The organism is Kluyvera georgiana ATCC 51603, assembly GCF_001654985.1.
Classification (GTDB): Bacteria; Pseudomonadota; Gammaproteobacteria; order Enterobacterales; family Enterobacteriaceae; genus Kluyvera; species Kluyvera georgiana.
Genome location: NZ_LXEU01000049.1, coordinates 79290 through 101825, shown reverse-complemented (window position 1 = coordinate 101825; position 22536 = coordinate 79290). Strand labels below are relative to the sequence as shown.

At 53.2% G+C, this 22536-nt stretch carries 21 protein-coding genes and 2 pseudogenes; 13 read left to right on the top strand and 10 right to left on the bottom strand.

Annotated elements, in window-relative coordinates; genetic code table 11:
• Positions 1–34 precede the first annotated feature (34 nt).
• A complete protein-coding gene (gene rstB / locus M989_RS12240) occupies positions 35–1336 on the bottom strand; it encodes a two-component system sensor histidine kinase RstB (RefSeq protein ID WP_064545640.1) in 1302 nt (433 codons plus the stop codon).
• A 602-nt stretch (positions 1337–1938) separates the two neighbouring features.
• Here rstB and M989_RS12235 point away from each other — a divergent pair.
• The 4 genes and pseudogenes from M989_RS12235 (at position 1939) to M989_RS12220 (ending at position 5979) form a co-directional block, all read left to right on the top strand.
• Complete coding sequence (locus tag M989_RS12235; RefSeq protein WP_064545638.1) at positions 1939–2433, top strand: putative pterin-binding protein; 495 nt, start codon at positions 1939–1941, stop codon at positions 2431–2433.
• Positions 2434–2450: 17 nt separating this feature from the next.
• On the top strand, positions 2451–4391 hold the full coding sequence (locus tag M989_RS12230) for a putative bifunctional diguanylate cyclase/phosphodiesterase (RefSeq protein WP_064545636.1): 1941 nt from the start codon (positions 2451–2453) through the stop codon (positions 4389–4391).
• A 94-nt stretch (positions 4392–4485) separates the two neighbouring features.
• Positions 4486–5286, top strand: a pseudogene (locus M989_RS12225) (PhzF family phenazine biosynthesis protein).
• Positions 5287–5436: 150 nt separating this feature from the next.
• Entirely contained in the window at positions 5437–5979 is a 543-nt protein-coding gene (locus M989_RS12220) for an isochorismatase family protein (protein WP_064545634.1), read from the top strand.
• 126 nt (positions 5980–6105) lie between these two features.
• On the opposite strand, the gene rstA is transcribed toward M989_RS12220, so the two are convergent.
• Together rstA and M989_RS25560 are read right to left on the bottom strand one after the other, a co-directional pair.
• Positions 6106–6825, bottom strand: a complete 720-nt coding sequence (gene rstA / locus M989_RS12215) for a two-component system response regulator RstA (protein WP_064545632.1) — start codon at positions 6823–6825, stop codon at positions 6106–6108.
• A gap of 141 nt (positions 6826–6966) precedes the next feature.
• A pseudogene (locus tag M989_RS25560) lies at positions 6967–7041 on the bottom strand (type I toxin-antitoxin system toxin Ldr family protein); the annotation flags it as partial.
• Positions 7042–7137: 96 nt separating this feature from the next.
• Between M989_RS25560 and M989_RS12210 the strand changes: the two are divergent.
• Positions 7138–7473, top strand: a complete 336-nt coding sequence (locus tag M989_RS12210) for a GlpM family protein (protein ID WP_064545630.1) — start codon at positions 7138–7140, stop codon at positions 7471–7473.
• 3 nt (positions 7474–7476) lie between these two features.
• On the opposite strand, the gene folM is transcribed toward M989_RS12210, so the two are convergent.
• From folM to ydgH, 3 genes are all read right to left on the bottom strand, one after another.
• Positions 7477–8199 carry a dihydromonapterin reductase gene (gene folM / locus M989_RS12205; protein WP_064545626.1) on the bottom strand — a complete coding sequence of 241 codons (723 nt, stop codon included), beginning with the start codon at positions 8197–8199 and terminating at the stop codon, positions 7477–7479.
• Positions 8200–8238: 39 nt separating this feature from the next.
• Positions 8239–9621, bottom strand: a complete 1383-nt coding sequence (locus M989_RS12200) for an amino acid permease (protein ID WP_064545624.1) — start codon at positions 9619–9621, stop codon at positions 8239–8241.
• A 168-nt stretch (positions 9622–9789) separates the two neighbouring features.
• Positions 9790–10740: a DUF1471 family protein YdgH gene (gene ydgH / locus M989_RS12195; RefSeq protein ID WP_064545622.1), complete on the bottom strand. Its 951-nt coding sequence runs from the start codon at positions 10738–10740 to the stop codon at positions 9790–9792.
• Between the two features lie 525 nt (positions 10741–11265).
• Here ydgH and pntA point away from each other — a divergent pair.
• The 3 genes from pntA to M989_RS12180 all read left to right on the top strand — a co-directional run bounded on the left by pntA (position 11266) and on the right by M989_RS12180 (position 14521).
• Complete coding sequence (gene pntA / locus M989_RS12190) at positions 11266–12795, top strand: Re/Si-specific NAD(P)(+) transhydrogenase subunit alpha (protein ID WP_064545620.1); 1530 nt, start codon at positions 11266–11268, stop codon at positions 12793–12795.
• Positions 12796–12805: 10 nt separating this feature from the next.
• Positions 12806–14194: a Re/Si-specific NAD(P)(+) transhydrogenase subunit beta gene (pntB, locus tag M989_RS12185; protein ID WP_064545617.1), complete on the top strand. Its 1389-nt coding sequence runs from the start codon at positions 12806–12808 to the stop codon at positions 14192–14194.
• 138 nt (positions 14195–14332) lie between these two features.
• Positions 14333–14521 (top strand): YdiH family protein, encoded by a 189-nt coding sequence (locus M989_RS12180; protein WP_064545615.1) that lies wholly within the window; start codon positions 14333–14335, stop codon positions 14519–14521.
• 101 nt (positions 14522–14622) lie between these two features.
• Here M989_RS12180 and uspE read toward each other — a convergent pair whose 3' ends face one another.
• Positions 14623–15573, bottom strand: a complete 951-nt coding sequence (gene uspE, locus M989_RS12175; protein WP_064545613.1) for a universal stress protein UspE — start codon at positions 15571–15573, stop codon at positions 14623–14625.
• Between the two features lie 254 nt (positions 15574–15827).
• On the opposite strand from uspE, the gene M989_RS12170 reads away from it, so the two are divergent.
• Complete coding sequence (locus tag M989_RS12170) at positions 15828–16313, top strand: anti-virulence regulator CigR family protein (protein WP_064545612.1); 486 nt, start codon at positions 15828–15830, stop codon at positions 16311–16313.
• A 59-nt stretch (positions 16314–16372) separates the two neighbouring features.
• On the opposite strand, the gene fnr is transcribed toward M989_RS12170, so the two are convergent.
• Both fnr and ogt read right to left on the bottom strand, forming a co-directional pair.
• On the bottom strand, positions 16373–17125 hold the full coding sequence (gene fnr / locus M989_RS12165; RefSeq protein WP_122983151.1) for a fumarate/nitrate reduction transcriptional regulator Fnr: 753 nt from the start codon (positions 17123–17125) through the stop codon (positions 16373–16375).
• 196 nt (positions 17126–17321) lie between these two features.
• Positions 17322–17837, bottom strand: coding sequence for a methylated-DNA--[protein]-cysteine S-methyltransferase (ogt, locus tag M989_RS12160; RefSeq protein WP_064545610.1), 516 nt, complete (start codon positions 17835–17837; stop codon positions 17322–17324).
• 593 nt (positions 17838–18430) lie between these two features.
• Here ogt and smrA point away from each other — a divergent pair.
• On the top strand, positions 18431–18994 hold the full coding sequence (smrA, locus tag M989_RS12155) for a DNA endonuclease SmrA (protein WP_064545608.1): 564 nt from the start codon (positions 18431–18433) through the stop codon (positions 18992–18994).
• Here smrA and M989_RS12150 read toward each other — a convergent pair.
• The gene (locus tag M989_RS12150; protein ID WP_064545606.1) at positions 18991–19797 is read right to left on the bottom strand and encodes an IclR family transcriptional regulator domain-containing protein; all 807 of its coding nucleotides are present in this window, start codon (positions 19795–19797) and stop codon (positions 18991–18993) included. The two genes, smrA and M989_RS12150, sit on opposite strands and share 4 nt — an antisense overlap.
• A 167-nt stretch (positions 19798–19964) precedes the next feature.
• Here M989_RS12150 and M989_RS12145 point away from each other — a divergent pair, with 167 nt between their 5' ends.
• From M989_RS12145 to pcaF, 3 genes are read left to right on the top strand one after another with little or no spacing between them, the layout of a single operon-like run.
• On the top strand, positions 19965–20654 hold the full coding sequence (locus tag M989_RS12145; RefSeq protein ID WP_064545605.1) for a 3-oxoacid CoA-transferase subunit A: 690 nt from the start codon (positions 19965–19967) through the stop codon (positions 20652–20654).
• 10 nt (positions 20655–20664) lie between these two features.
• Positions 20665–21321 carry a 3-oxoacid CoA-transferase subunit B gene (locus tag M989_RS12140; protein WP_064545603.1) on the top strand — a complete coding sequence of 219 codons (657 nt, stop codon included), beginning with the start codon at positions 20665–20667 and terminating at the stop codon, positions 21319–21321.
• 9 nt (positions 21322–21330) lie between these two features.
• Entirely contained in the window at positions 21331–22533 is a 1203-nt protein-coding gene (gene pcaF, locus M989_RS12135) for a 3-oxoadipyl-CoA thiolase (protein ID WP_064545601.1), read from the top strand.
• The last annotated feature ends 3 nt before the right edge of the window (positions 22534–22536 follow it).

Sequence of the window (22536 nt, the reverse complement as noted above, 5' to 3'; positions counted from 1 at the left end):
TCTATACCAGGATGCAACACCGTGCAAACCCCGGTCAGCTAGCCGCGGGCAGGGAGATGTGGTGGTAGATCGGCCACTGTAGGCTAAAGCGCGCGCCGCCAAGGGGACTGCTGTCGCAGCTCGCGTGGCCGCCCATCGCAGTGGCGATGGAGTGAACAATCGCCAGACCTAAGCCGCAGCCCCCGGTGGCGCGATCGCGGCTGGGATCGAGGCGGACAAAAGGTTCGAAGACGCGTTCACGCTCGTCAACGGCAATACCGGGGCCATCATCGTCCACCTGCAGGCAGGCCAGGCTGCCGTTGAGCGTGAGGCTCACCTGAATTTTCGTCTGGCTGTAGCGCATGGCGTTATTAATCAGGTTATCGAGCACGCGCTCCATCAGGCGCATATCGAGCGCGCCGTAGTCGCCTGGCGTCAGTTGAACCAGCGTGATTTCGCGCTGCGGGTTTACCGCCTGTACGTCTTCAACATGCGCGGCAATCCATCTGGGGAGGTTGGGCGTGGTGAGCGACAGTTCGGTTTGCGGCCGGTCGAGACGGGCATAGGTGAGCAGTTCCTCAATCAGGGCTTCGAGCTGCCCGATGTCCCGATTAAGCGCCTGTGATTCGGCCTCGGTGAGGTTCTCGCTCATTTCAAGCCGATAACGTAAACGCACCAGCGGCGTACGTAATTCGTGAGCAATTCCGTCGATCAGCTGCTTTTTGCTGGCGATCAGCGCGTTGATATTGTCGGCCATCTGATTAAAGGCGACACCCAGACGCTCGAAGCTCGACAGGCTGTCAAAGTGGATACGCTCTCCCAGATGTCCATCGCCAAAGCGCTGAGCGGCATTTTCCAGGCGCAACATGTCCTGCCAGTGCGGCCGCATCCAGATAAACACCGGGAAGGCCAGTGAAATAGCGATAAACGCCATCAGTGCAATATCGAGTAGACGCATCTCGTGCATAAAATAGAGATAAGGGATGGGGCCGACGGCCAGCACGTAGTGGCTGCGCGGAATACGCTGAATAAACGTATATTCGTCGTCCAGCGCCACGATATCGCCCTCGCGCAGGTGCTGCATGGCGTTGTCGCCAAGCTGGAATTTGCTCAATGGTTCAATACGCAGGTCGAACGACAGATTCAAATCCAGCTCGTTGAGCGTTTTACTCCAGTTGCGCGGCGGAATTTCGCGCAGCTCGCTGCGCATTAAATAGAGTGAGCTCTTCATCAGGTCATCAAGCGACTGACGACCCGCGCGTTCGGCGGTGAATTTATAGACCAGCCCGACCAGCATGGTCATGACCAGAAAGCAGACAAACAGCAGCAAATAGAACTGCACAAACAGCTTTTTCATTTAAAACCACCGAACGTTCAATATGTTAGCTAGTCAGCTCATCTTCTGGGCCAACTCGTTCCTGCCGATGCGCTGATTGAGAACGACGATATGAAGTCATCGAGCGCAGCGATCTGGGAGATTACACTGTCTGAACCCTTTCTGCATTCTCCTGGCCTATCTTGTTTGTGATAAAAGTTAGCCAGGGCACGGGTGAAGGAGAACGGAAAGAGAGGGGGAAATACGTTTGAGTACGCCGGGACACGAAAATAAATTAAGACAGACGAGAAAATAGATTAACTCCTGCCAGTAGCGATAACGCCATCCAACATAACAAGCGATACTTCATGCTTGTTCAAATAACCCATTGTAATGGTGTGTTTATTTTTACAGGCAGAAAAGTGGTTTGTTTTTTGCGCTAACCTAAACTATTAAGTGTACAACAAATATCGAGAAGGTCTTTTTTTAATCAATAATAATAAAATAAATCATTCTAACTCATTGATTTAAATCATATAAAAAATAAATCAATTAATTGAATCCATAATGGCTGGGTAGCATATATTAATAACATGATGACTAAATTATAATTCTTTTACATCCGGTCAATAGTCGAGGTTAGAATGCGGTTAATTGTCATGCTGTTGAGTTTTATGGTCTCCACCCAGATCTGGGCGGGCGACCTTGCCAAACCTACCGGTAAAGTCATTTTAACCCTGTCCGGTAATATAGAAAATACAAACCGGGATGGGAAAGCCGTTCTGGATATCGCCAGTCTTGAGAAACTGGGCGTCGTCAGTTTCCAGACTACCTCTCCCTGGTATAATGGCCGCACTACCTTTACGGGTATTCCACTGCAAAAACTGATGGATTATGTCGGGGCGAAAGGTTCGGTTGTTAAAGTTACCGCGCTCAACGACTACACCACCATCATTCCGCTGAGCGATTTCAAAAAATACAATGTTATCCTTGCCTTAAAAATCAACGGAGAATATATGCCCATCCGTGATAAGGGGCCGCTATTCGTGGTGTATCCCTATGACAGCATCCCTGAACTGAATAATCAGGTCTATTATTCAAGATCGGCATGGCAAGTCAGCAGAATGGATATCGAGTAGGAGTTCAGCGGAACATCATGAACAGAATACTGGCTGGCATTATATTTTTCCTTTTTGTATCTACTGGATATATCTCTTTTCTTGTGCATGAAAGACAGCAAGAACTACAAAAACTCACGCAATACACCGATTCATGGTCTGCCGCACAGATGGTATCAGAATATTATCGCTTTGAGTCGTGGCTCGGTCTTTACACCATTGATGACGCGATGACGCTCGATGATGTGCGTCTGCGCCTCGACATCATGCTCAGCCAGAGTGATTTAGTCAAAGAGGGAGATTTAGGCCATTATATAAACAGCAACAAAACGCACCATGCTCTGGCGATAAAGCTTGAAGAAACGCTTGATTATCTGGATGCTCATCTTGAGAGCATGAGTCGCCCGGAGCTACAAAAATATCTGAAAGTCATGCATACGCTGGATACCCCTCTTGGCCGTCTTTCATCCGGTGCATTAGACAAGGATGTCAATTCGATTAATAGTGCCAACCTCAAAATCAGAACGCTTTACTTTATTTATTCAGCCACTTCTGTGCTGCTGATAATAGTGAGTGCGATCCTCGGGATTCTCATATTTTATCAAAACAGGAATATCCTCAAGGCACACCTTCAGGTTAAGAATCTTGCCGACGAGTTGCAAAAATCAAAAGAGAAACTGCAGGTTCAGAATGTCAAGCTGGAGTATGACGCCTACCATGATTCTCTGACGGGGATGAACAACCGACATTTCTTCTGGGAAAAATTAAACCTCACCATTGCTCAGGCAGAAAAAAATGATGATTCTGTGACGGTGATGCTGTTTGATTTAGACCGGTTTAAAGAGGTAAATGATACCTACGGACACGATGTTGGCGATATCTTATTACAACAAATCTCCCAGCGTCTGGTCTCTATGAACCTTGATTCAGATACCTTTTATCGCTTAGGTGGCGATGAGTTTGCCTTTCTCGCGAGTGGTCTGACGGAGATGACTGCGGTTTCGCGAGCACAGAAAATATGCGCTGCTATTAACCAGCCCTATACTATCTATAACGCGATAATCAATATAACCACCTGTGTTGGTATCGCTATTTCAGATACTGAGCACCGCTCCGACTATCTCTATAAATATGCCGATCTCGCGCTTTATGAAGCTAAAAATGAAGGCTCGAGTAAGATAAAAGTTTTCCGGCAGTGGATGCTAGAGAAGCTGCAGGAAAGCAGAACCCTCGAACATGATATGGCATTAGGGTTAGCGAATAACGAATTCGTCGTTTACTATCAGCCTATTGTCGATTCGTTCAGCAGTGAAATATACAGCTATGAAGCGCTTATTCGGTGGATCCACCCGCTGAAGGGACTCATGTCGCCGGATAGCTTTATTCCTGTGGCTGAAAAAACCGGCATGATTAACGAAATGGGAAAATCAGTGCTTGAGATGGCATGCCGGGAAGCGGCATCCTGGGTGGTGCCGGTGAAAATTTCGGTTAACGTTTCTCCTGTTCAGCTAAATAGCAAAGCCTTCGCCGGCATCGTCCTGGCGATTCTGAAAGAAACGGGGCTTCCTGCCGACCGTCTTGAACTGGAAGTGACGGAATCTTCTCTCTTTTCTGAGAGTAACACCCCGATGAATACCCTTAACAGGCTCAGAGCCCTGGGCGTGAAAATATCCATTGATGATTTTGGGACGGGATATTCTTCACTTTCGCGTCTGAGTCGAATTGCCTTTGATAAAATCAAAATTGATAAATCATTTGTGCATTCAATATCAATACAGGAAGATGCCCTTAATATCATTAAGCTTATCACCGGTATGGCGAAATCCCTCAATATGAAGGTTGTTGCGGAAGGGGTTGAAACCCGCGAACAACTGGAAAATCTTCAGGCGCTGGGCTGCGATTTCGCCCAGGGATATCTCTTCCGTCAACCTCAGCCTTATATCGATGGGGAAATCAAAAACGGTCCGCAGCATTCATAACCGATGGATGAGTCTGGCGCAGCCGCCGTATGGTAAAGTCATTGTTACTACCAGAACGATGACAGGTTTCTATGATGCAACAAATTGATTTTTCATGGTTGATGCTTTCAGTTGTACTAATTTTTCCGGCAATGCTGCTGCGGTGTGTCCCCTTACAGAATGGTTGCCTGACGAGACGCTGTTGAAAATGGCTAAGCAGCATAATCAGTCAGAAACTGCATTCTTTGTCGGCAAAGAAAAGGGCTTTGAACTGCGCTGGTTTACTTCCCTGGGAGAAGTCAACTTGTGCGGACATGCAACTCTTGCGGCCGCGCACGTCATTTTCGAACATCTTGATTACAAAGGCTCCGCTATCCATTTCGAAACTCGCTTTGTTGGGCCGTTGACCGTGACGCGCAGCGGTGATTGGCTGACGCTGGATTTGCCGGCATGGAACACCCAGGCGGTAACGCCACCCCCTTTGCTGTTGGACGCCTTAGGTATCAACGCATACCAGGAAGTACGCGTCGCGCGCGATTATCTGGTCGTGTAAGAGAATCAACGGCAGATAGCGGATCTACAGCCGGATATTAACGCCATGATCCCGCTGGATAAAATGGTTTGCGTCACCGCGCCCGGTGACGGGGAATATGATTTTGTCAGCCGTGTCTTCTGCCCTGGTGACGCGGTACCGGAAGATCCGGTGACCGGTTCTGCACATAGCATGTTGATTCCATACTGGGCGGATAAACTGCAAAAGACACAAATGCTGGCCCACCAGGGAGCAGAGCGCGGTGGCGAGTTACGCTGCCGGCTTGAGGGGGACCGCGTCTACATTGGCGGGCAGGCAACGACTTATCTGATAGGTAAAGTGCTTCTGCGTCAGAGCGACCGCGCTGCAAACCCACAGGGTTGAAAAGGCAGCTATATCATCAGTGACAGAATGGTGAGCGGTACGGCCATTCGGAAAGAGGTACAGTGCAGTGCTACCTTAAAATCTGCGGGTTGTTCTCTGCGTTCGCTCGGCGTAATTTGTTTCATTTCGATACGTACGAATGAGGGTGTTATGCAGGCTTTATTGATTATCGACATGCAAGGTTTTGTTCCCGACCGCATTGAGCGAGGGATGAGTTATTTTCCTACCCGCAGTATCGACAATATGCGCACGGCAATCGGCGCATTTCGCGCAGCGGGCAAACCGATACTGCATGTTCGCCATCAAACCCTCGAGGCAGGTTCTCCGCTTCATCGTGATAGCGCCCATTTCCAACCTGTAGCCGGGTTTGAAGAGCAGGTGGGCGAGCCTGTATTTATAAAAACGACCTCATCGGCATTCAGTTCTACCGACCTTCACGGCTGGTTACAGCGCGCGCAGATTAGCGAGATCGCGGTGATTGGCGCAGTGGCGGGTTACTGCGTTAACTCCACGGTGCGCATGGGAGCGGACCTTGGGCTTTCTATAACGGTGATTCGCGATGCGGTGCTGAGCTTTCCGCTCGAGAGTGCGGAAATTAGCGCAGAAGACGTCTATCGCGTGACCCTGGGTTTGCTGGTAAACGGCTTTGCCAGAGGGATAAATACGGCTGAACTTCAGCTGAACAGTAACTGAATATAGATAATGCTGCCATTTGGCGTAAAATTCGCCAGGTGGCAGCATAAAATCGCTGTTTTTGATGACAGTGGTGCGCGCACTCTCGAGGGTTATATTTTTAATCTCAGCATAATATCCTGTTAGCTATTCCCAGGCATGCGGCGCGAACAGATAGCCTTTATTCCGCACGGTCTTAATACGGTATGGTTCGGTGGCGCTGTCCTGTAGCTTCTTACGCAGCCGTGAAATTGCCACGTCCACGCTGCGATCCATCCCATCGTAGCTGACGCCGCGCAGATTTTTCAGCAGCGCGTCGCGGTCCATAATTTGCCCCGCATGAGTCGCGAGCTCCCACAGCAAATCGAAATCGGCGGTGGAAAGGGCGATGCTTTCACCGCTCAACAGAACCTGACGGTTCACCGGGTCGATGACCAGCGTACCGAAGCGAATGGTTTTGTGCGGCGTCAAGGCAGGCTGCGCGGCGACCGTGTGACTCCCGTTACCCGGACTTTGTCGTAGGTGAAGACGCAGGCGCGCCAGCAGCACGGCGGGCGGGGTGGTTTTGAGAATATAGTCGTTCGCGCCCATTTCCAGTGACAGAATATGGTTCATATCGCTATCCAGCGAAGTGAGCAGTACGATAGGGCCCGCCCATTGACCGCGCAGATCGCGGCAAAGCGTCATGCCATCTTTACCCGGTAACATGATGTCCAGCAGCACCAGATCCGGATTTTCACGGGCAATCGTCGCTTCGGCATTATCGCCCCGCGGCTCGACCACCACATCCATATCATGCTTGCCCAGATAGGCGGCGATCAGCGCCCCGACATCCGGATCATCCTCAACATAAACGATCTTATTCATGACTCTACGCACTGGCTGACAAAACGGCTACGATACACCGCGCGCAGCTTTGCCGCCACAAAAAAGGCCGCAGAGATTCCCCCCTGCGGCCTCGTTCGGGCGCATGCCGCCACTGCGGCGGAAATGACGCCCCTGTCGCGATTATTTCCGACTACGCCAGTGGCTCACTATCAGGCTGACCAATACGCCAGCGATGACGGGAGCGGCAAGATCGTGCCGCTTTAATTGCGAGCACGCGTCTGAATTTTCATTCATAAAGACAACCGCTTCCGCTATGCTGGAGCAACATGTTGTTTATTGGTGAATAATAAGATGGGGTTGTTAATTAAGGCGCTGCTTGGCGCGCTGGTTGTGGTGCTGATTGGTATTCTGGCAAAAACGAAAAACTACGCCATTGCAGGGCTGATTCCGCTTTTTCCCACTTTTGCACTGATTGCGCACTATATCGTCGCCAGTGAGCGGGGTACCGAGGCGCTGCGGGCGACCATCGTTTTTGGGATGTGGTCGATTATTCCGTACTTTCTCTATCTGCTGTCGCTGTGGTATTTCACCGGCATGATGCGTCTGCCGCTGGCGTTAGCCGGCGCTGTGGCCTGTTGGGGCGTTAGCGCCTGGCTGTTAATTTTCCTGTGGGGCCGTTTTCACTAAGCGCTAGGCCAGAGGCCGCCCGCCGTCGACGGCGAAAGAGCGGCCGGTGACATAGCGGCTGCCAAAGAGATAATCGACAAGGTCGATTATCTCTTTCTCACCGCCGGCAATTTTCATCAGCGACTTATTCAGCGCTTTTTGCCGATACTCGGCGTCATCCCCTTCGTTAAACAGCACCAGCGCCGGAGCGATTGCGTTGACCTTCACCTCGGGCGCCAGCTTGCGGGCGAATGAGCGAGTCATATTGTCCAGTGCGGCCTTACTGGCGGCGTAGGCAATATGCTTATCGCTCCCGCGTTCCACCACATAATCCGTGAAATGAATAATATCGCTGGCGGCGTGCCCATGTCCGCGCAGCAGGTCTTCCAGCGCGTGGTTTAGCAAATAGGGGGCGTGCACGTGAATCTGCAGCATGGCGTTGAGTACCTGACTGAGCGTCGTGGTCGGGTTTTCCGCCTGCCAGCCGCTGGCGTTGTGGATGATGGCACGCAGGCTGGTACAGTGTGATTTCACCGCCTCGGCAAAGGCATTAATGCCATCGTCGTGGGCGAAATCGGCCTGAATACAGACGGCTCCCGCTCGCTGCATCACATCAATCGCCGGATAGTGCGTACGATAGCTGAGGATAACCGGCTGCTGTTGGGTGAGAAAATGGTGGGCAAGGGCGAGGCCGATACGGCGGCCTCCACCGGTTATCAGTACGGGGCGTGATAGCATGTTTCCCATCGTTATCTCCATATGTATTCTGCGATGGGGCGACGCACGTTACCCCATTAACATCCAGGTTGCCGGCACGGCGGCAACCAGAAGTAGGCCAATTAAGGCTAATTCGCGACGCTTGAGCAGGATATTATCTTCATGCGTGCGGCGCGCATAGATAAAGACTAACAGGCCCGGCGCATAGAGCACCACCGACAGCAGCAGGTGCATCGGGCCGGACGCATATAATAACCATAAGCCATAAATGCAGGCACCGACACCCATCACTTTATGCAGTGGACGGCGCGCTACTTTCAGCAGAAACGCGCCGACCAGGAAGTAAGGCACGAGGATCATCTCGGAAGCGATAGTCAGCAGCGTGTTGTAGTCTGAACCGGTCAGCCAGATCAGCACCAGGCTCGCCTGCACGCTGAGGTTAGTGAGCCACAGTGAGGCGGCTGGGGCGTTATTCGCATTCTGCCGGGCGAAGATGCGCGGAAACGCCTTATGCGTGGCGGCCAGCAGCGGCACTTCCGCCGCCATAATCGTCCAGCTCAGGTAAGCCCCGCAAACGGAGACAATCAGCCCGGCGGCAATCACGATTTCACCCCAGGCCCCCATCATACGCACCATCAGGTCCGCCATTGATGGATTGCGCATCTCCGCCAGCTCGGGGCGGGCGACGACGCCCATCGACAGCAGCGTGACCAGCAGATAAACCCCCAGCGCGGAAATCACCGCCAGCAGCGTCGCGCGCCCAACATCCTTTTTATTACGGGCGCGAGCTGATACCACCACCGCGCCTTCCACGCCAATAAACACCCAAAGCGTAATCAGCATGGTATTTTTCACCTGTTCCCACACCGGCACGCCAAGGTCGATGCCGTGGAAATCCAGGGTAAAGGTTTCGCTTTTAAAAGCGATCGCCGCCAGCACGATAAACAGCCCCAGCGGTACCAGCTTGGCCAGCGTCGCGGCCAGGTTGATGCTGGCAGCCGTTTGTACCCCGCGGAGAACCAGAAAATGAACCACCCAGAGCAGCACTGAAGCCCCGACAATGGATTGCCAGGTATTACCGTCGCCAAACAGGCGCAGTTCCGGCGTATCGGTAAAGAAACTGAGGGCGGAGAAAACAATCACCAGATAGGAGACGTTGGCAATCACCGCACACAGCCAGTAGCCCCATGCGGAACAAAAGCCGACAAGCTCCCCGAAGCCTTCGCGAGCGTAGGTAAAGATCCCACCGTCAAGATCCGGACGGATGCGGGTCAGCACCAGCATGGCGATGGCAAGGAACAGAATCCCCACGCCGGTGATAGCCCAGCCAATCAGCAGAGCGGCGGGGCTGGCGACCTCGGCCATGTTTTGCGGCAGACTAAATACGCCCGCACCGAGCATTGAGCTCAGAACCAGAGCCGTCAGGGCGCTAAGCCCTAATTTCTTTTCCATGAGAATCCTGTCGTGGAAGGCAAAGAACAAGAATATTTATTTGGCGAAATCGCATAAACATGGAGGATTGCGCTGAGGCGGCGATTTTACGGAGAGCGATGCATACATGCAACAATGTATAAAAGAAATGAATAAAAAAAGGCGGCTTACGCCGCCTTTTGCTGTTGCTTACTTGTACAGGTCGGCGCTGATCGTGACGTTGCCGCCGCGTTCCTGCCATTCACGGGTAATGTGATAGTACTTCGCGCCTTTCTTCGCGGCGCGTTTTGCGACCTGGTAAGAGACTTCAGTCATGTTACCGTAGTTACCGGTGAACTTGATGCTGTCGAACGGAATCATCTGCGCCGCAGTGATTTTGTTCAGCTCTTCAACTTTGGTACCGTCCGGAAGCGTGACACTGTAACGCCCGCCTTTTGTTGTCTGTGTTTCGAAGAAACGACCTACGCCGGTGCCCGCGCCGACGGCGGCGGTTGTTGCCACGCCCGGGATCTCAACCTGTTTCGCCGCTTCGCCGCCTTCCGCCAGCAGCTTACGCCCGGCGTCAGAATCTGCCGGAATGGCATCCGGGCTCTGCAACACGCGTTTTTCCGCATCGGCTTTATAGATGTAGGCGGTGATACGCTGGTTACCGCCGTCGTTCGCATCCACCTGACGGACGATAAAGAAGGACGCTGCGCCTTTGGCTTTGGCGGCCTTGGTAATGGCGTCGTTCACTTCCGGCTGGCTGCGGTAGAAGCCCTGAACGGTAACGGTGTCGTAAGGTACCAGCGCAACGGCCTGGTCTTTCGGCAGCTCCATCACACCGTTGATGATACGGTTTTTCGGTGCGTCGGCTTTCGGCGCATCTTGTTTGTAAAGGTCGGCCGTGACGCGCCAGTTGCCGCTGTTACCGTAGTCAGAGGTATCGACAACATAGAAAGAGGCTGCGCCTTCTTTGTCCGCTTTACGGGACATGGCGTTGACCGCATCGCCAATGGCGGTATAGCGACCGGTGATCACCACGCGGTCATAGGGCTTCAGTGCGGACGCTTGCTCCGGGGTCAGCTCGGTGGCTGCATGAGCGGACATTGCCGCGGCAGACAGCATGGCGGACACGAGGAGGGTGTTCTTAAGCTTCATAAAAATAATCCTTCGCCTTGCGCAAACCAAATTCGGGTCATGTTGTTAACGGGAAAACGTCTGATTATGGCATTGAAATGACGCTACTGTCTGCGTCATTTTTAACTTCAGATGCGAACCCGGTGACGGTTTTGGATAACTTTTCCTGATATGTTGAAAAAACGGGCGCTTGACCAGAAAAAGCGGTCAACCATATGACTTTTTTAAGTTAATGGAATGTTAATTGCACCGTCTTGCCCGCGAAAAATCATGTTTTCCCACGGAGAAGAAGCGAATTATGAGGCTCGCTACTCAAATCGGGGCAAATATCGCTGTTTGTAGCCGCTGGAACTCCTTATTTGGCATTTAATGCAAAAATAGTGTTTTCCGGCGCTAGATCACAATCGGTATTTTCAGTAGGTTATAGTCAGTTTGTTACTGTTTTATTTATTCAGGTTGTTCGCCTGTTAGGTCACTTACGGGTTACCCGCAACAAACTGACAAAACGGCAAACCATCAAATAAGAACCGATATAAGGGAATAGTTATGCGTATTGGTGTACCAAAAGAAAGGTGGGCCCAGGAAACGCGAGTCGCAGCAACGCCGAAAACGGTTGAGCAGCTGCTGAAGCTCGGTTTTAGCGTGGCCATTGAAAGTGGTGCAGGAAAACTCGCCAGTTTTGATGACGAAGCATTTGTGCAGGCTGGTGCTGAGATCGTCTCTGGTGATGATATCTGGCAATCCGACGTTATCCTCAAGGTTAACGCGCCGCTGGATGAAGAGATTGCGCTGCTGAACCCGGGCACGACGCTGATTAGCTTTATCTGGCCGGCGCAAAATGCCGAGCTGATGGCAAAATTGGCTGAGCGTAACATTAACGTCATGGCAATGGACTCCGTGCCGCGTATTTCCCGCGCCCAGTCGCTGGATGCGTTAAGTTCGATGGCAAACATTGCCGGTTATCGCGCTATCGTCGAAGCGGCCCACGAGTTTGGTCGTTTCTTTACCGGCCAAATCACCGCGGCGGGCAAAGTCCCACCGGCGAAAGTGATGGTGATTGGCGCGGGCGTAGCGGGTCTTGCCGCTATCGGCGCGGCCAACAGCCTTGGCGCGATTGTGCGTGCGTTCGACACCCGCCCGGAAGTGAAAGAGCAGGTGCAGAGCATGGGCGCCGAATTCCTCGAGCTGGACTTCAAAGAAGAAGCCGGCAGTGGAGACGGCTATGCCAAAGTGATGTCTGAGGCGTTTATCGCCGCCGAAATGGCCCTGTTTGCCGCGCAGGCAAAAGAGGTCGACATCATTGTTACCACCGCCTTGATTCCGGGCAAACCGGCGCCGAAGCTGATCACCCGTGAAATGGTGGATTCCATGACCCCGGGCAGCGTGATCGTCGATCTGGCCGCGCAAAACGGCGGTAACTGCGAATACACCGTACCGAATGAAATTTTCGTCACGGCAAACGGCGTGAAGGTGATCGGCTATACCGATCTGGCCGGACGCCTGCCGACCCAGTCTTCTCAGCTATACGGTACCAACCTGGTAAACCTGCTGAAGCTGCTGTGTAAAGAGAAAGACGGCAACATTACCATCGATTTTGATGACGTTGTGGTGCGCGGCGTGACCGTCATCCGTGAAGGCGAAGTCACCTGGCCGGCCCCGCCGATTCAGGTTTCTGCACAGCCGCAGGCGGCGCAGAAAGCCGCGCCAGCGCCAAAAGAACCGGAAAAACCGGCGTCACCGTGGCGTAAATATGCGCTGATCGCACTGGCCATCATTCTGTTTGGCTGGCTGGCGAGCGTTGCGCCGAAAGAGTTCCTCGGCCACTTTACCGTTTTCGCGCTCTCCTGCGTGGTGGGTTACTACGTGGTGTGGAACGTGTCGCATGCGCTGCACACGCCGCTGATGTCGGTCACGAATGCTATCTCGGGCATTATCGTGGTTGGCGCACTCCTGCAGATTGGCCATGGAGGCTGGGTAAGTTTCCTGAGTTTTATCGCGGTACTGATCGCCAGCATTAATATTTTTGGTGGTTTCACCGTCACTCAGCGCATGCTGAAAATGTTCCGCAAAGGATAAGGGGTAACAAATGTCTGGAGGATTAGTTACAGCTGCATACATTGTTGCCGCAATCCTGTTTATTTTCAGTCTCGCCGGGCTTTCCAAACACGAAACGTCGCAGCAGGGCAACTACTACGGCATCGCCGGTATGGCGATTGCCCTGATCGCAACCATCTTCGGGCCGGATACCAGCAACGTAGCGTGGATCCTGCTGGCGATGATTATCGGTGGGGCGATTGGTATTCGCCTGGCGAAGAAAGTGGAAATGACCGAGATGCCGGAGCTGGTGGCGGTGCTGCACAGCTTCGTCGGTCTGGCCGCGGTGCTGGTGGGCTTCAACAGCTACCTGCAGCATGAAACCGGCATGGAACAAATTTTGGTCAATATTCACCTGACTGAAGTGTTCCTCGGTATCTTTATCGGTGCGGTCACCTTTACCGGTTCCATCGTGGCGTTCGGCAAGCTGTGCGGCAAGATGTCTTCGAAGCCGTTGATGCTGCCAAATCGTCACAAGCTTAACCTGGCGGCGCTGGTGGTTTCTTTCCTGCTGATGGTGGCATTCGTGCGTACCGATAGCGTGGGCACGCAGGTGCTGTGTCTGCTGGTGATGACCGTTATCGCGCTGGCCTTTGGCTGGCATCTGGTGGCGTCTATCGGCGGGGCAGATATGCCGGTAGTCGTCTCCATGCTGAACTCCTACTCCGGTTGGGCGGCGGCGGCGGCGGGCTTTATGCTCAGCAACGACCTGCTGATCGTTACCGGTGCGCTGGTAGGTTCTTCCGGTGCCATTCTGTCTTACATCATGTGTAAGGCGATGAACCGTTCGTTCATTAGCGTGATTGCCGGTGGTTTTGGTACCGACGGTTCCTCTACCGGTAGCGAAGAAGAAGTGGGCGAACACCGCGAGATTAACGCCGAAGAAACCGCCGAAATGCTGAAAAATTCCCACTCGGTGATCATCACCCCAGGGTACGGTATGGCGGTGGCGCAGGCGCAGTATCCGGTGGCGGAAATTACCGAGAAACTGCGCGCGCGCGGTATCAAGGTACGCTTTGGTATCCACCCGGTTGCCGGGCGTCTGCCGGGCCACATGAACGTGCTGTTGGCGGAGGCGAAGGTGCCTTACGACATCGTGCTGGAGATGGATGAAATTAACGACGATTTCGCCGATACCGATACCGTACTGGTTATCGGCGCGAACGACACCGTTAACCCAGCCGCTCAGGACGATCCGAAAAGCCCGATTGCCGGCATGCCGGTTCTGGAAGTCTGGAAGGCGCAGAACGTTATCGTTTTCAAACGTTCTATGAATACCGGTTACGCCGGGGTACAGAACCCGCTGTTCTTTAAAGAAAACACGCAGATGCTGTTCGGCGATGCAAAAGCCAGCGTGGACGCCATTCTGAAAGCTCTGTAATTACAGCGCGAAAAATTAAGGCCGCCATCTTTGTGAGAGATGGCGGCCTTTTATTTGATTTATGATTGCTTTTGGTCAAAAAGTGTGCAGGGAAAGGTGTTATAATGCTCTATGTCGTCCAAACCAACAGAGGAACTTATGGATACCTTGTTTACGCCTGCACAACTGGCCATCGAATATCTTCGTCGAGAAACCACCTCTTTAACCCCTGCACAGTACCTGAAACGCTTAAAACAGCTTGAGCTGGAATTTGCCGACCTGATGGCGCTTTCTAGTATCGAACTGAAAGAAGAGATCGACTTTGCCTGGCGACTAGGGCTCCATTGATAGATTCTCGCGAACCTGGCCGCGTAATATAACGCCGGGATAATAACCGCAAGAGATAAAAAAACCGGCCATTGACCGGTTTTTTCGTCACTTAACACTGTTTAATCGTCTTCTTCGTCGTCCATTTCGACCGGCGTCTGATAGTCGTTCGGCTTAATGGCGAGCAGGTCGCAGCGCAGGTGGTCAATAACCTGTTCGGCCGTGTTGCCGAGGAAGGCCGCAGAGATACCGGTTCGCCCGATAGTGCCCAGTACTACGATACCGGCGTCAAGATGCGCCGCCAGATCCGGAATCACCTCTTCAGGCAACCCTTTCTCTACGTGGGTGAACTTCTCGTCGATGCTAAATTTCTGACGCAGCGATTTCATTGCCAGCAGGTGCTGACCGCGAATCGCATCGTTGTAGACGCTAGGGTCGAAATCAGGCAACTCAATGGCGATATTGATTGGCGTGACCGGGTACGCGCCAACCAGATGCACTTCGGTATGGTTGACCTGTTCGGCCAGTTCGATGGTCTCTTTGACCAGCTTCTCATTCAGCGCATTATGGTACGCTTCTTCGCTGGCAAGGTTGACCGCGACGAGCGCCTTACCGCCTTCCGGCCACGGCTGGTCTTTCACCATCCATACCGGGCATGGGCATTTGCGCAGCAGGTGCCAGTCAGTTGGGGTGAAGATAACCGATTCCAGCTTGTCGTGCTGGTGAGCCATTTTCAGCAACAAATCGTGACCGCCGCTGATGACTTCCTGGATGATGGCTTCAAACGGGCGGTTATGCCACACCACTTTAATTTCGAGGGGAACGCCGGCTTCCAGGTAGTATTTCGCCTGCTCGCGGATCCATGCGGTTCGCTGGCTAATCACGCCCTGGCGCATTGCGGTGCGCTCATCAGGAGACAAAAGGGTGGTCATTTCATAGGAAAAGTCATAGATCGGCAAAAAGGCTTTAATGCGGCCGCCAATCCGTTGATGAAGATACACAGCGCGTCGCAGCGCAGGCTGGTCGTCCTGGTTCGGATCGATCGCCACGAGCATATTTTGATATCTGGCCATACAGGGTCTCCTTACAGCTGTAACCACAGTTTGTAAGTAAAAGATAACTCATATAGTGGGATTGAAACAGGGGAGAACCTTCGCAAGATCAATAAACAGGATAAATAAACTTTCCTTAAGCCTGGTGAATTAACCTGTCGTCCCCGATGGCTCGGGGCATTTGGCGAAATTCAAAAATTCAGATTTATTGCGTAGGTTATTTTTATCACAATGATATAAATTTCTAATGTCTGCCTGTACATAAGGAAATCATCATGTCTCAACGATATAGATTCTCAACGGTGCTCGCCGCGGCGCTTGCATTGGCACTGGGAGCGACGTCGGCTATTGCCGACCCCGGTAACGGGCATGGTAAAGGTAACGGGAATCATGGCAACAGCAACAAAGGCAACAGCCAGCAGTGGGATAAAGACCAGCATAACGATCATCGTTCTTCGTCGCGTAAGAACTATGGCAAACCCGATCACGTTGACCGTGATATCAGCTACGCAACGGCCAGACAGCTTGCCGTTAGCTACGGCCTGACCGGTTACAAATCTTTGCCGCCGGGCATTGCAAAAAATCTGGCGCGGGGTAAACCGCTGCCACCGGGTATCGCTAAAAAAACGGTCCCCGGGTCGATGCTCAATCAACTGCCTTATTATCCCGGCTATGAATGGCAGGTTATCGGCGATAACCTTGTGCTTATTGCCTTAAGTACAGCGATCGTCACGTCGGTGATTAACGGCGTGTTTGATTAGAGAGATGACATAAAAAACCCCGGCAAGCCGGGGTTTTTTATTGTAGAACGAAACAGCGGTCAGGCGACGTTACGACTATGGCCCGCCAGCACTGCCAGCGCATCGCTGTTTTCAATGGTGATGTATTTACCTTTCACGGCCAGCATACCGCTTTTCTGGAAACGACCCAGCAGTCGGCTGATAGTTTCCACCGTCAGGCCCAGATAGTTACCGATATCGCCACGGGTCATGGTGAGACGGAACTCACGCGGCGAGAAACCACGCTGGGCGAAGCGGCGCGACAGGTTATAGATAAATGCAGCCAGGCGCTCTTCAGCGTTTTTCTTCGACAGCAGCAGGATCATGTCCTGATCGCCTTTGATCTCACCGCTCATGAGACGCATCATCTGCTGACGCAGATTGGGCATTTTACCGGAGAGATCGTCAAGAGTCTCAAACGGGATTTCGCACACCATGGAGGTTTCCAGCGCCTGAGCAAAGCTCGGGTGATGACCGGTGCCGATAGCGTCGAAGCCAACTAAATCGCCGGCCAGATGGAAACCGGTGATTTGCTCGTCGCCTTGCTCGGTAATGGTGTAACTCTTAATGGTACCGGAACGGATCGCATAAAGAGACTTCAGTTCATCGCCGGCTTTGAATAACGTTTGCCCTTTCTGGATGGGCTTTTTGCGCTCGATAATATTATCCAGCTGATCAAGCTCATGCTCATTAAGAGTGAACGGTATGCAAAGCTGGCTGATGCTGCAATCCTGACAATGGATCGCGCAACCGCCAGACTGAATGCGTCGTATAATTCTCTTTTCCGGGATCATAGGTTTGCTCAAGCCGTAATTGATATTGGTCAATTTTAACATCTTTTTGGTGAGCAGGTAAGTCTCGACGCGCGTATTCACCCAAGATTAAAATGGGATAGCAAAGAATGAGATATATCTCATTGATATGTAGTACAAATTTTCAGGCGCGTTGATGTGTAAAAGCGCCTGTTCCAGTCGTAAAGGGCACAGAAAATCAAAGCAGCAGATAGCCTTCATGCCGTAGAAGCCACTCTTTACGCTGTACGCCACCGGCATAACCGGTCATGGTGCCATTGCGACCGATCACGCGATGGCAGGGGACGACGATACTCACCGGGTTAGCGCCATTGGCGGCGCCGACTGCGCGGGCGGCCCCTGGACGACCGAGCCGATCGGCTAACTGCCCGTAGTGCATCACCTGGCCGCAGGGTATGGTACGCAGGGTTTGCCAGACTTCGCGCTGAAATGGGGTACCGGCGGTGGCCGTAGGCAGTGTCTCAATCACCGCCAGATCGCCGTCAAAATAGTTCGTTAACTGCTGACTGAGTCCACCAGGGTTGCGCGACGTGACGCGAGTATAGCCTTCAGCACGGTAGTGGATATCCAACAGTTGCTCCATACGGTCGCTGTGTTCTTCCCACTCAACGGCGCGCAAATGAAAGTTTTCATCGCACAGAATCCACAGAGGGCCGAGCGGCGTGGCAATTTTATCTTCAAGTAACGTCAGCATGCGCACTCTCTATATATGTCCAGGCAAATTATTCCTGTTCAACACCATAGCATGTGAACGGCGGCTGACTCTATACCTCCGATGTATAACCATGCAAACAAGGGGGTTTATTTATAATCAACAGTAAAGTACGGTTAAATCGAATAATAATCGGATCAGGGTTCCACGGAAATATAGCCCAGTAAACGCAGAGTAAAAGGTATCTCATTGAAGGAAAAGCAAAGAAAAATATGAAGAATGATGCAGAATAAAAATCGGGGTCTGTCGACATCGCCAGACCCCGCAGCAACCACACAGGTGTGTCCGTACCGTTTCCCACATTTTGCTCCGCGCAGCGGGTATTACTATTTATAACGGGTCTGAGCTTATTTTCCAGACAATTCTTGGTGATTTATTTCACGTATTATAAACAGGAATCGATAATTAATTGTGGATTTATATTATTTAAGTTTTGGTTAAATAATAAGCTCAGGGAATTGATTGCCGCTTCGTATATTTTACATGCCAATAGTTTTGGCTGAAAGGGAAAAGCGTTGAGCCTGCGCGACCGCGCGGCTATAGTATCCGCCTGTGGTAATAAGGGAGGAATTCTCATGAATCTTGACGACAAATCGCTGTTTCTTGACGCCATGGAGGATGTCCAGCCGCTGAAGCGCCACAGCGACGTTCATTGGCAGCCCGTCCGCAACGCCCGAACCCGCCAGCAGGTGGATACACTGCAGCTCGATAATTTTCTCACCACCGGTTTTCTCGACATTGTCCCGCTTGCCACCCCGCTGGAGTTTAAGCGTGAAGGGCTACAAATCGGCGTTCTGGATAAACTGCGGCAGGGGAAATACAGCCAGCAGGCCAGCCTGGATCTGCGTCAGCAGACCGTTGAACAGTGCCGTCAGAGTCTGTTTGCTTTTATTCTGCAGGCTGAGCATGACAATCTACGCAACATCCTGATTATTCATGGTAAAGGCAAAGAGGACGGCTCGCATGCCAATATTATTCGCAGCTATCTTGCCCGCTGGTTAACCGAATTCGATGACGTTCAGGCATTCTGTAGCGCGCTACCGCATCATGGCGGCAGCGGCGCATGTTACGTCGCGCTGCGTAAATCGGCGGCGGCGAAACAGGAAAACTGGGAGCGTCACGCTAAACGCAGCCGCTAGCGCAGCAAAAGCGTCAGCTCTGATGCGGCTTTTTGCAGTTCGGGCAACACGCGATCCAGCAATTCAGCCGCGGATACCTGTCCGGCATGAACACCGACGTTCAGCGCCGCCTCAACCTGGCCCTGTGAATTAAACAGCGGCACCGCCAACGAACGCAGCCCCATCTCCAGCTCCTGATCGTTTAACGCATACCCCTGTTGACGTACCGCCTTCAGCTCGCTGCGTAGCTTACTGACGGACGAAATCGTCTGCGGGGTATAGCGGATCATGGTGATGCGAGCCAGCATATCGTTGAGCTTTTCTTCCGGCTGGTAGCTCAACAGCACGCGCCCCATTGAGGTTGACCACGCCGGCAGACGGCTGCCGATATCGAGGTCTATGGTCATGATGCGCGAGCTGGAAGCGCGGGCGATATAGAGAATATCGTCGCCGTCCAGGGTAGCGATTGAGCACGACTCATTAAGCATATCGCTCAAATGTTTTAGCACCGGCTGCGCAGAACGGGCCAGCGGCGTTGAGGCTAACCATGCGTGTCCCAGCGACAAAATGCGCGGGCGTAGCTGAAAGTTCTTACCATCCTCGGCGTAGACAAAACCCAGTTTGCCAAGCGTATAGAGGCAGCGGCGTACCGCAGCGCGAGGGATGCCCGTCTTCTGGCTGATTTGCGAAATCGACAGCAGCCGGCGCTGCGGCGTGAAGGCCTGAATCACCTCCAGCCCGCGCGCCAGCGAGGCCATAAAATTAGGGTCCCCTTTAAACGGGTCGCTATCGCCCGTCAAAATATCGTCTGGATGTTTCTCCATTTTTCTCTCCGTTTATGCCGCCGATCACATTCTTAGCCTAAACATACACGATGTTCGATTATCGCACCATATTTCGATTATCGCCCTTGACCGGCATCGTTAAGCAGGTCACATTTTGTGCGAACAACGAATATTAGTGCGATAACCGCACAACGAGGAGCAACCTGATGATTGATAAAAGTGTGCCGACGCTGGCGGATGCCGTCGCGGGTATCCACGATGGGGCGACCATTATGATCGGCGGCTTTGGGCCCGCCGGGCAGCCGACGCTGCTGATTGATGCGTTGATTGAACAGGGCGCACGTGACCTGACCATTATCAATAACAACGCCGGAAACGGCGAAATCGGCCTCGCGGCGCTGCTGAAGGCCGGGCGCGTACGCAAAATGATCTGCTCATTCCCACGCCAGGTCGACTCACAAATTTTCGATGACCTGTATCGCCGCGGCAAAGTGGAGCTGGAACTGGTCCCGCAGGGGAACCTGGCCGCTCGCATTCAGGCTGCGGGCGCAGGTCTTGGCGCCATTTTTACCCCAACGGGCTACGGCACGCCGCTGTCGGAAGGCAAAGAAACCCGCGAAATTGACGGCCGCCACTATGTGCTGGAATACCCGATTAGCGCTGACTTTGCGCTGATTAAAGCTCATCAGGCCGACCGTTGGGGTAACCTGGTCTACCGCAAAGCCGCGCGTAACTTTGGCCCAATCATGGCCACGGCGGCGAAAACCACCATTGTAGAAGTTGCCAGCAAGGTTGCGCTCGGCGAACTGGACCCGGAAAACGTCGTCACGCCAGGCATTTTCGTGCAGCGCGTGTTCGCGCAGGAATCTTTCACCGCCAAGGCGCAGCGAGCTTAAGGAGCCCAAAATGCAAAAACTGTCTCGTGATGATATGGCAAAGCGCGTGGCGCAGGATATTCCGGAAGGCGCCTATGTGAATCTGGGAATTGGTCTGCCTACTCGTATCGCCAACTATCTGCCGTCTGACAAAGAGGTCTTTTTACACAGCGAAAACGGACTGCTGGGTATGGGACCGAAACCGGCACCCGGTGAAGAAGATCCGGAGCTGATTAACGCCGGCAAAGAGTACGTGACTCTGCTGCAGGGCGGCTGTTATTTCCACCACGGTGACTCCTTCGCCATGATGCGTGGCGGCCATCTGGATATTTGCGTGCTGGGTGCCTACCAGGTTTCTGCCGCTGGCGACCTCGCTAACTGGAGCACTGGCGCACCGGACGCGATCCCCGCCGTCGGCGGGGCGATGGATCTGGCGGTCGGCGCACGCCAGGTGTTCGTGATGATGGATCACCTGACGCGCGACGGAGAGTGTAAGTTAGTGGGGCACTGTACTTATCCGTTAACCGGCGTGGGCTGCGTCAGCCGCATTTATACCGATCTTGCCGTGATTGACATCACCGCCAACGGCCCGGTGGTGCGCGAAATCTTCAACGGCATCTCTTTTGATGAATTACAGCGTATTACCCCTGTTGCCCTGACTTACGACGCGGTCGCGGAAAGCGCCTAAGGAATGATGATGAATCAAGCATTTATCTGCGACGCGGTACGCACACCGTTCGGTCGTTTTGGTGGTACTCTGGCGAGTGTACGCGCTGACGATTTGGCCGCTCTGCCGCTGAAGGCGCTAATGGAGCGCAATAGTGGGCTGGATCCGTCTCGTATTGACGATGTGATTTATGGCTGCGCCAATCAGGCTGGGGAAGATAACCGCAACGTCGCGCGTATGGCGTTGCTGTTGGCCGGGTTGCCGGAGTCGGTACCGGGTAGCACCATCAACCGTCTTTGCGGCTCCAGCCTTGATGCCATCGGCGTGGCGGCGCGGGCGATTAAAAGTGGTGAAACGCAGTTGATGATTGCGGGCGGCGTAGAGAGCATGTCGCGTGCGCCGTTCGTGATGGGTAAAGCCGAAAGCGCGTTCAGCCGTACCATGAAAATGGAAGACACGACCATCGGCTGGCGTTTTATTAACGCGCAAATGAAGGCACTGTACGGTGTGGATTCCATGCCGGAGACGGCGGAAAACGTGGCGACCGATTTTGCCATTTCCCGTGCCGACCAGGATGCTTTTGCGCTGCGTAGCCAGCAGCGTACCGCACAGGCGCAGGCCAATGGCGCGTTTAATGACGAGCTGATCCCGGTGTGGATCCCGCAGCGCAAAGGCGAAGCCCTGTGTTTTGCCCGGGATGAACATCCACGCAGCACTTCGCTTGAGGCGTTGGCGAAACTGAAAGGCGTAGTGCGTCCGGATGCAACCGTCACCGCGGGCAATGCGTCCGGGGTGAACGATGGCGCCTGTGCGCTGTTGTTAGCCAGCGAACAGGCGATGGCGCAGAATGATTTGCAGCCGCTGGCTCGCGTCGTCGGGGTCGCAACCGCCGGCGTCGCGCCGCGCATTATGGGGTTTGGACCGGCACCGGCCGTACGAAAAGTTCTGGCACAAACGGGACTGACGCTGGCGCAAATGGACGTTATCGAGTTGAATGAAGCTTTCGCCGCTCAGGCGCTGGCCGTGCTGCGCGATTTAGGTCTGCCGGATGATGCCGCGCACGTTAACCCGCACGGTGGGGCGATTGCGCTGGGGCATCCGCTGGGCGCCTCCGGTGGACGGCTGGCGATGACCGCTGCCTACCAGCTGCGTCGTACCGGTGGGCGTTATGCGCTATGTACGATGTGTATCGGCGTCGGCCAGGGGATCGCGCTGATTATTGAACGCGTATAAGGA

What these genes read in the sequence shown, in the direction of transcription:
- ydgH (WP_064545622.1), bottom strand. Translation starts at nt 10,740, where the DNA reads ATGAAGCTTAAGAACACCCTCCTCGTGTCCGCCATGCTGTCTGCCGCG.
- M989_RS12180 (WP_064545615.1), top strand. Translation starts at nt 14,333, where the DNA reads ATGGATACCTTGTTTACGCCTGCACAACTGGCCATCGAATATCTTCGT.
- uspE (WP_064545613.1), bottom strand. Translation starts at nt 15,573, where the DNA reads ATGGCCAGATATCAAAATATGCTCGTGGCGATCGATCCGAACCAGGAC.
- rstB (WP_064545640.1), bottom strand. Translation starts at nt 1,336, where the DNA reads ATGAAAAAGCTGTTTGTGCAGTTCTATTTGCTGCTGTTTGTCTGCTTT.
- M989_RS12145 (WP_064545605.1), top strand. Translation starts at nt 19,965, where the DNA reads ATGATTGATAAAAGTGTGCCGACGCTGGCGGATGCCGTCGCGGGTATC.
- M989_RS12235 (WP_064545638.1), top strand. Translation starts at nt 1,939, where the DNA reads ATGCGGTTAATTGTCATGCTGTTGAGTTTTATGGTCTCCACCCAGATC.
- folM (WP_064545626.1), bottom strand. Translation starts at nt 8,199, where the DNA reads ATGGGAAACATGCTATCACGCCCCGTACTGATAACCGGTGGAGGCCGC.
- fnr (WP_122983151.1), bottom strand. Translation starts at nt 17,125, where the DNA reads ATGATCCCGGAAAAGAGAATTATACGACGCATTCAGTCTGGCGGTTGC.
- M989_RS12170 (WP_064545612.1), top strand. Translation starts at nt 15,828, where the DNA reads ATGTCTCAACGATATAGATTCTCAACGGTGCTCGCCGCGGCGCTTGCA.
- smrA (WP_064545608.1), top strand. Translation starts at nt 18,431, where the DNA reads ATGAATCTTGACGACAAATCGCTGTTTCTTGACGCCATGGAGGATGTC.
- ogt (WP_064545610.1), bottom strand. Translation starts at nt 17,837, where the DNA reads ATGCTGACGTTACTTGAAGATAAAATTGCCACGCCGCTCGGCCCTCTG.
- pntB (WP_064545617.1), top strand. Translation starts at nt 12,806, where the DNA reads ATGTCTGGAGGATTAGTTACAGCTGCATACATTGTTGCCGCAATCCTG.
- M989_RS12230 (WP_064545636.1), top strand. Translation starts at nt 2,451, where the DNA reads ATGAACAGAATACTGGCTGGCATTATATTTTTCCTTTTTGTATCTACT.
- M989_RS12220 (WP_064545634.1), top strand. Translation starts at nt 5,437, where the DNA reads ATGCAGGCTTTATTGATTATCGACATGCAAGGTTTTGTTCCCGACCGC.
- pntA (WP_064545620.1), top strand. Translation starts at nt 11,266, where the DNA reads ATGCGTATTGGTGTACCAAAAGAAAGGTGGGCCCAGGAAACGCGAGTC.
- pcaF (WP_064545601.1), top strand. Translation starts at nt 21,331, where the DNA reads ATGAATCAAGCATTTATCTGCGACGCGGTACGCACACCGTTCGGTCGT.
- M989_RS12210 (WP_064545630.1), top strand. Translation starts at nt 7,138, where the DNA reads ATGGGGTTGTTAATTAAGGCGCTGCTTGGCGCGCTGGTTGTGGTGCTG.
- rstA (WP_064545632.1), bottom strand. Translation starts at nt 6,825, where the DNA reads ATGAATAAGATCGTTTATGTTGAGGATGATCCGGATGTCGGGGCGCTG.
- M989_RS12200 (WP_064545624.1), bottom strand. Translation starts at nt 9,621, where the DNA reads ATGGAAAAGAAATTAGGGCTTAGCGCCCTGACGGCTCTGGTTCTGAGC.
- M989_RS12150 (WP_064545606.1), bottom strand. Translation starts at nt 19,797, where the DNA reads ATGGAGAAACATCCAGACGATATTTTGACGGGCGATAGCGACCCGTTT.
- M989_RS12140 (WP_064545603.1), top strand. Translation starts at nt 20,665, where the DNA reads ATGCAAAAACTGTCTCGTGATGATATGGCAAAGCGCGTGGCGCAGGAT.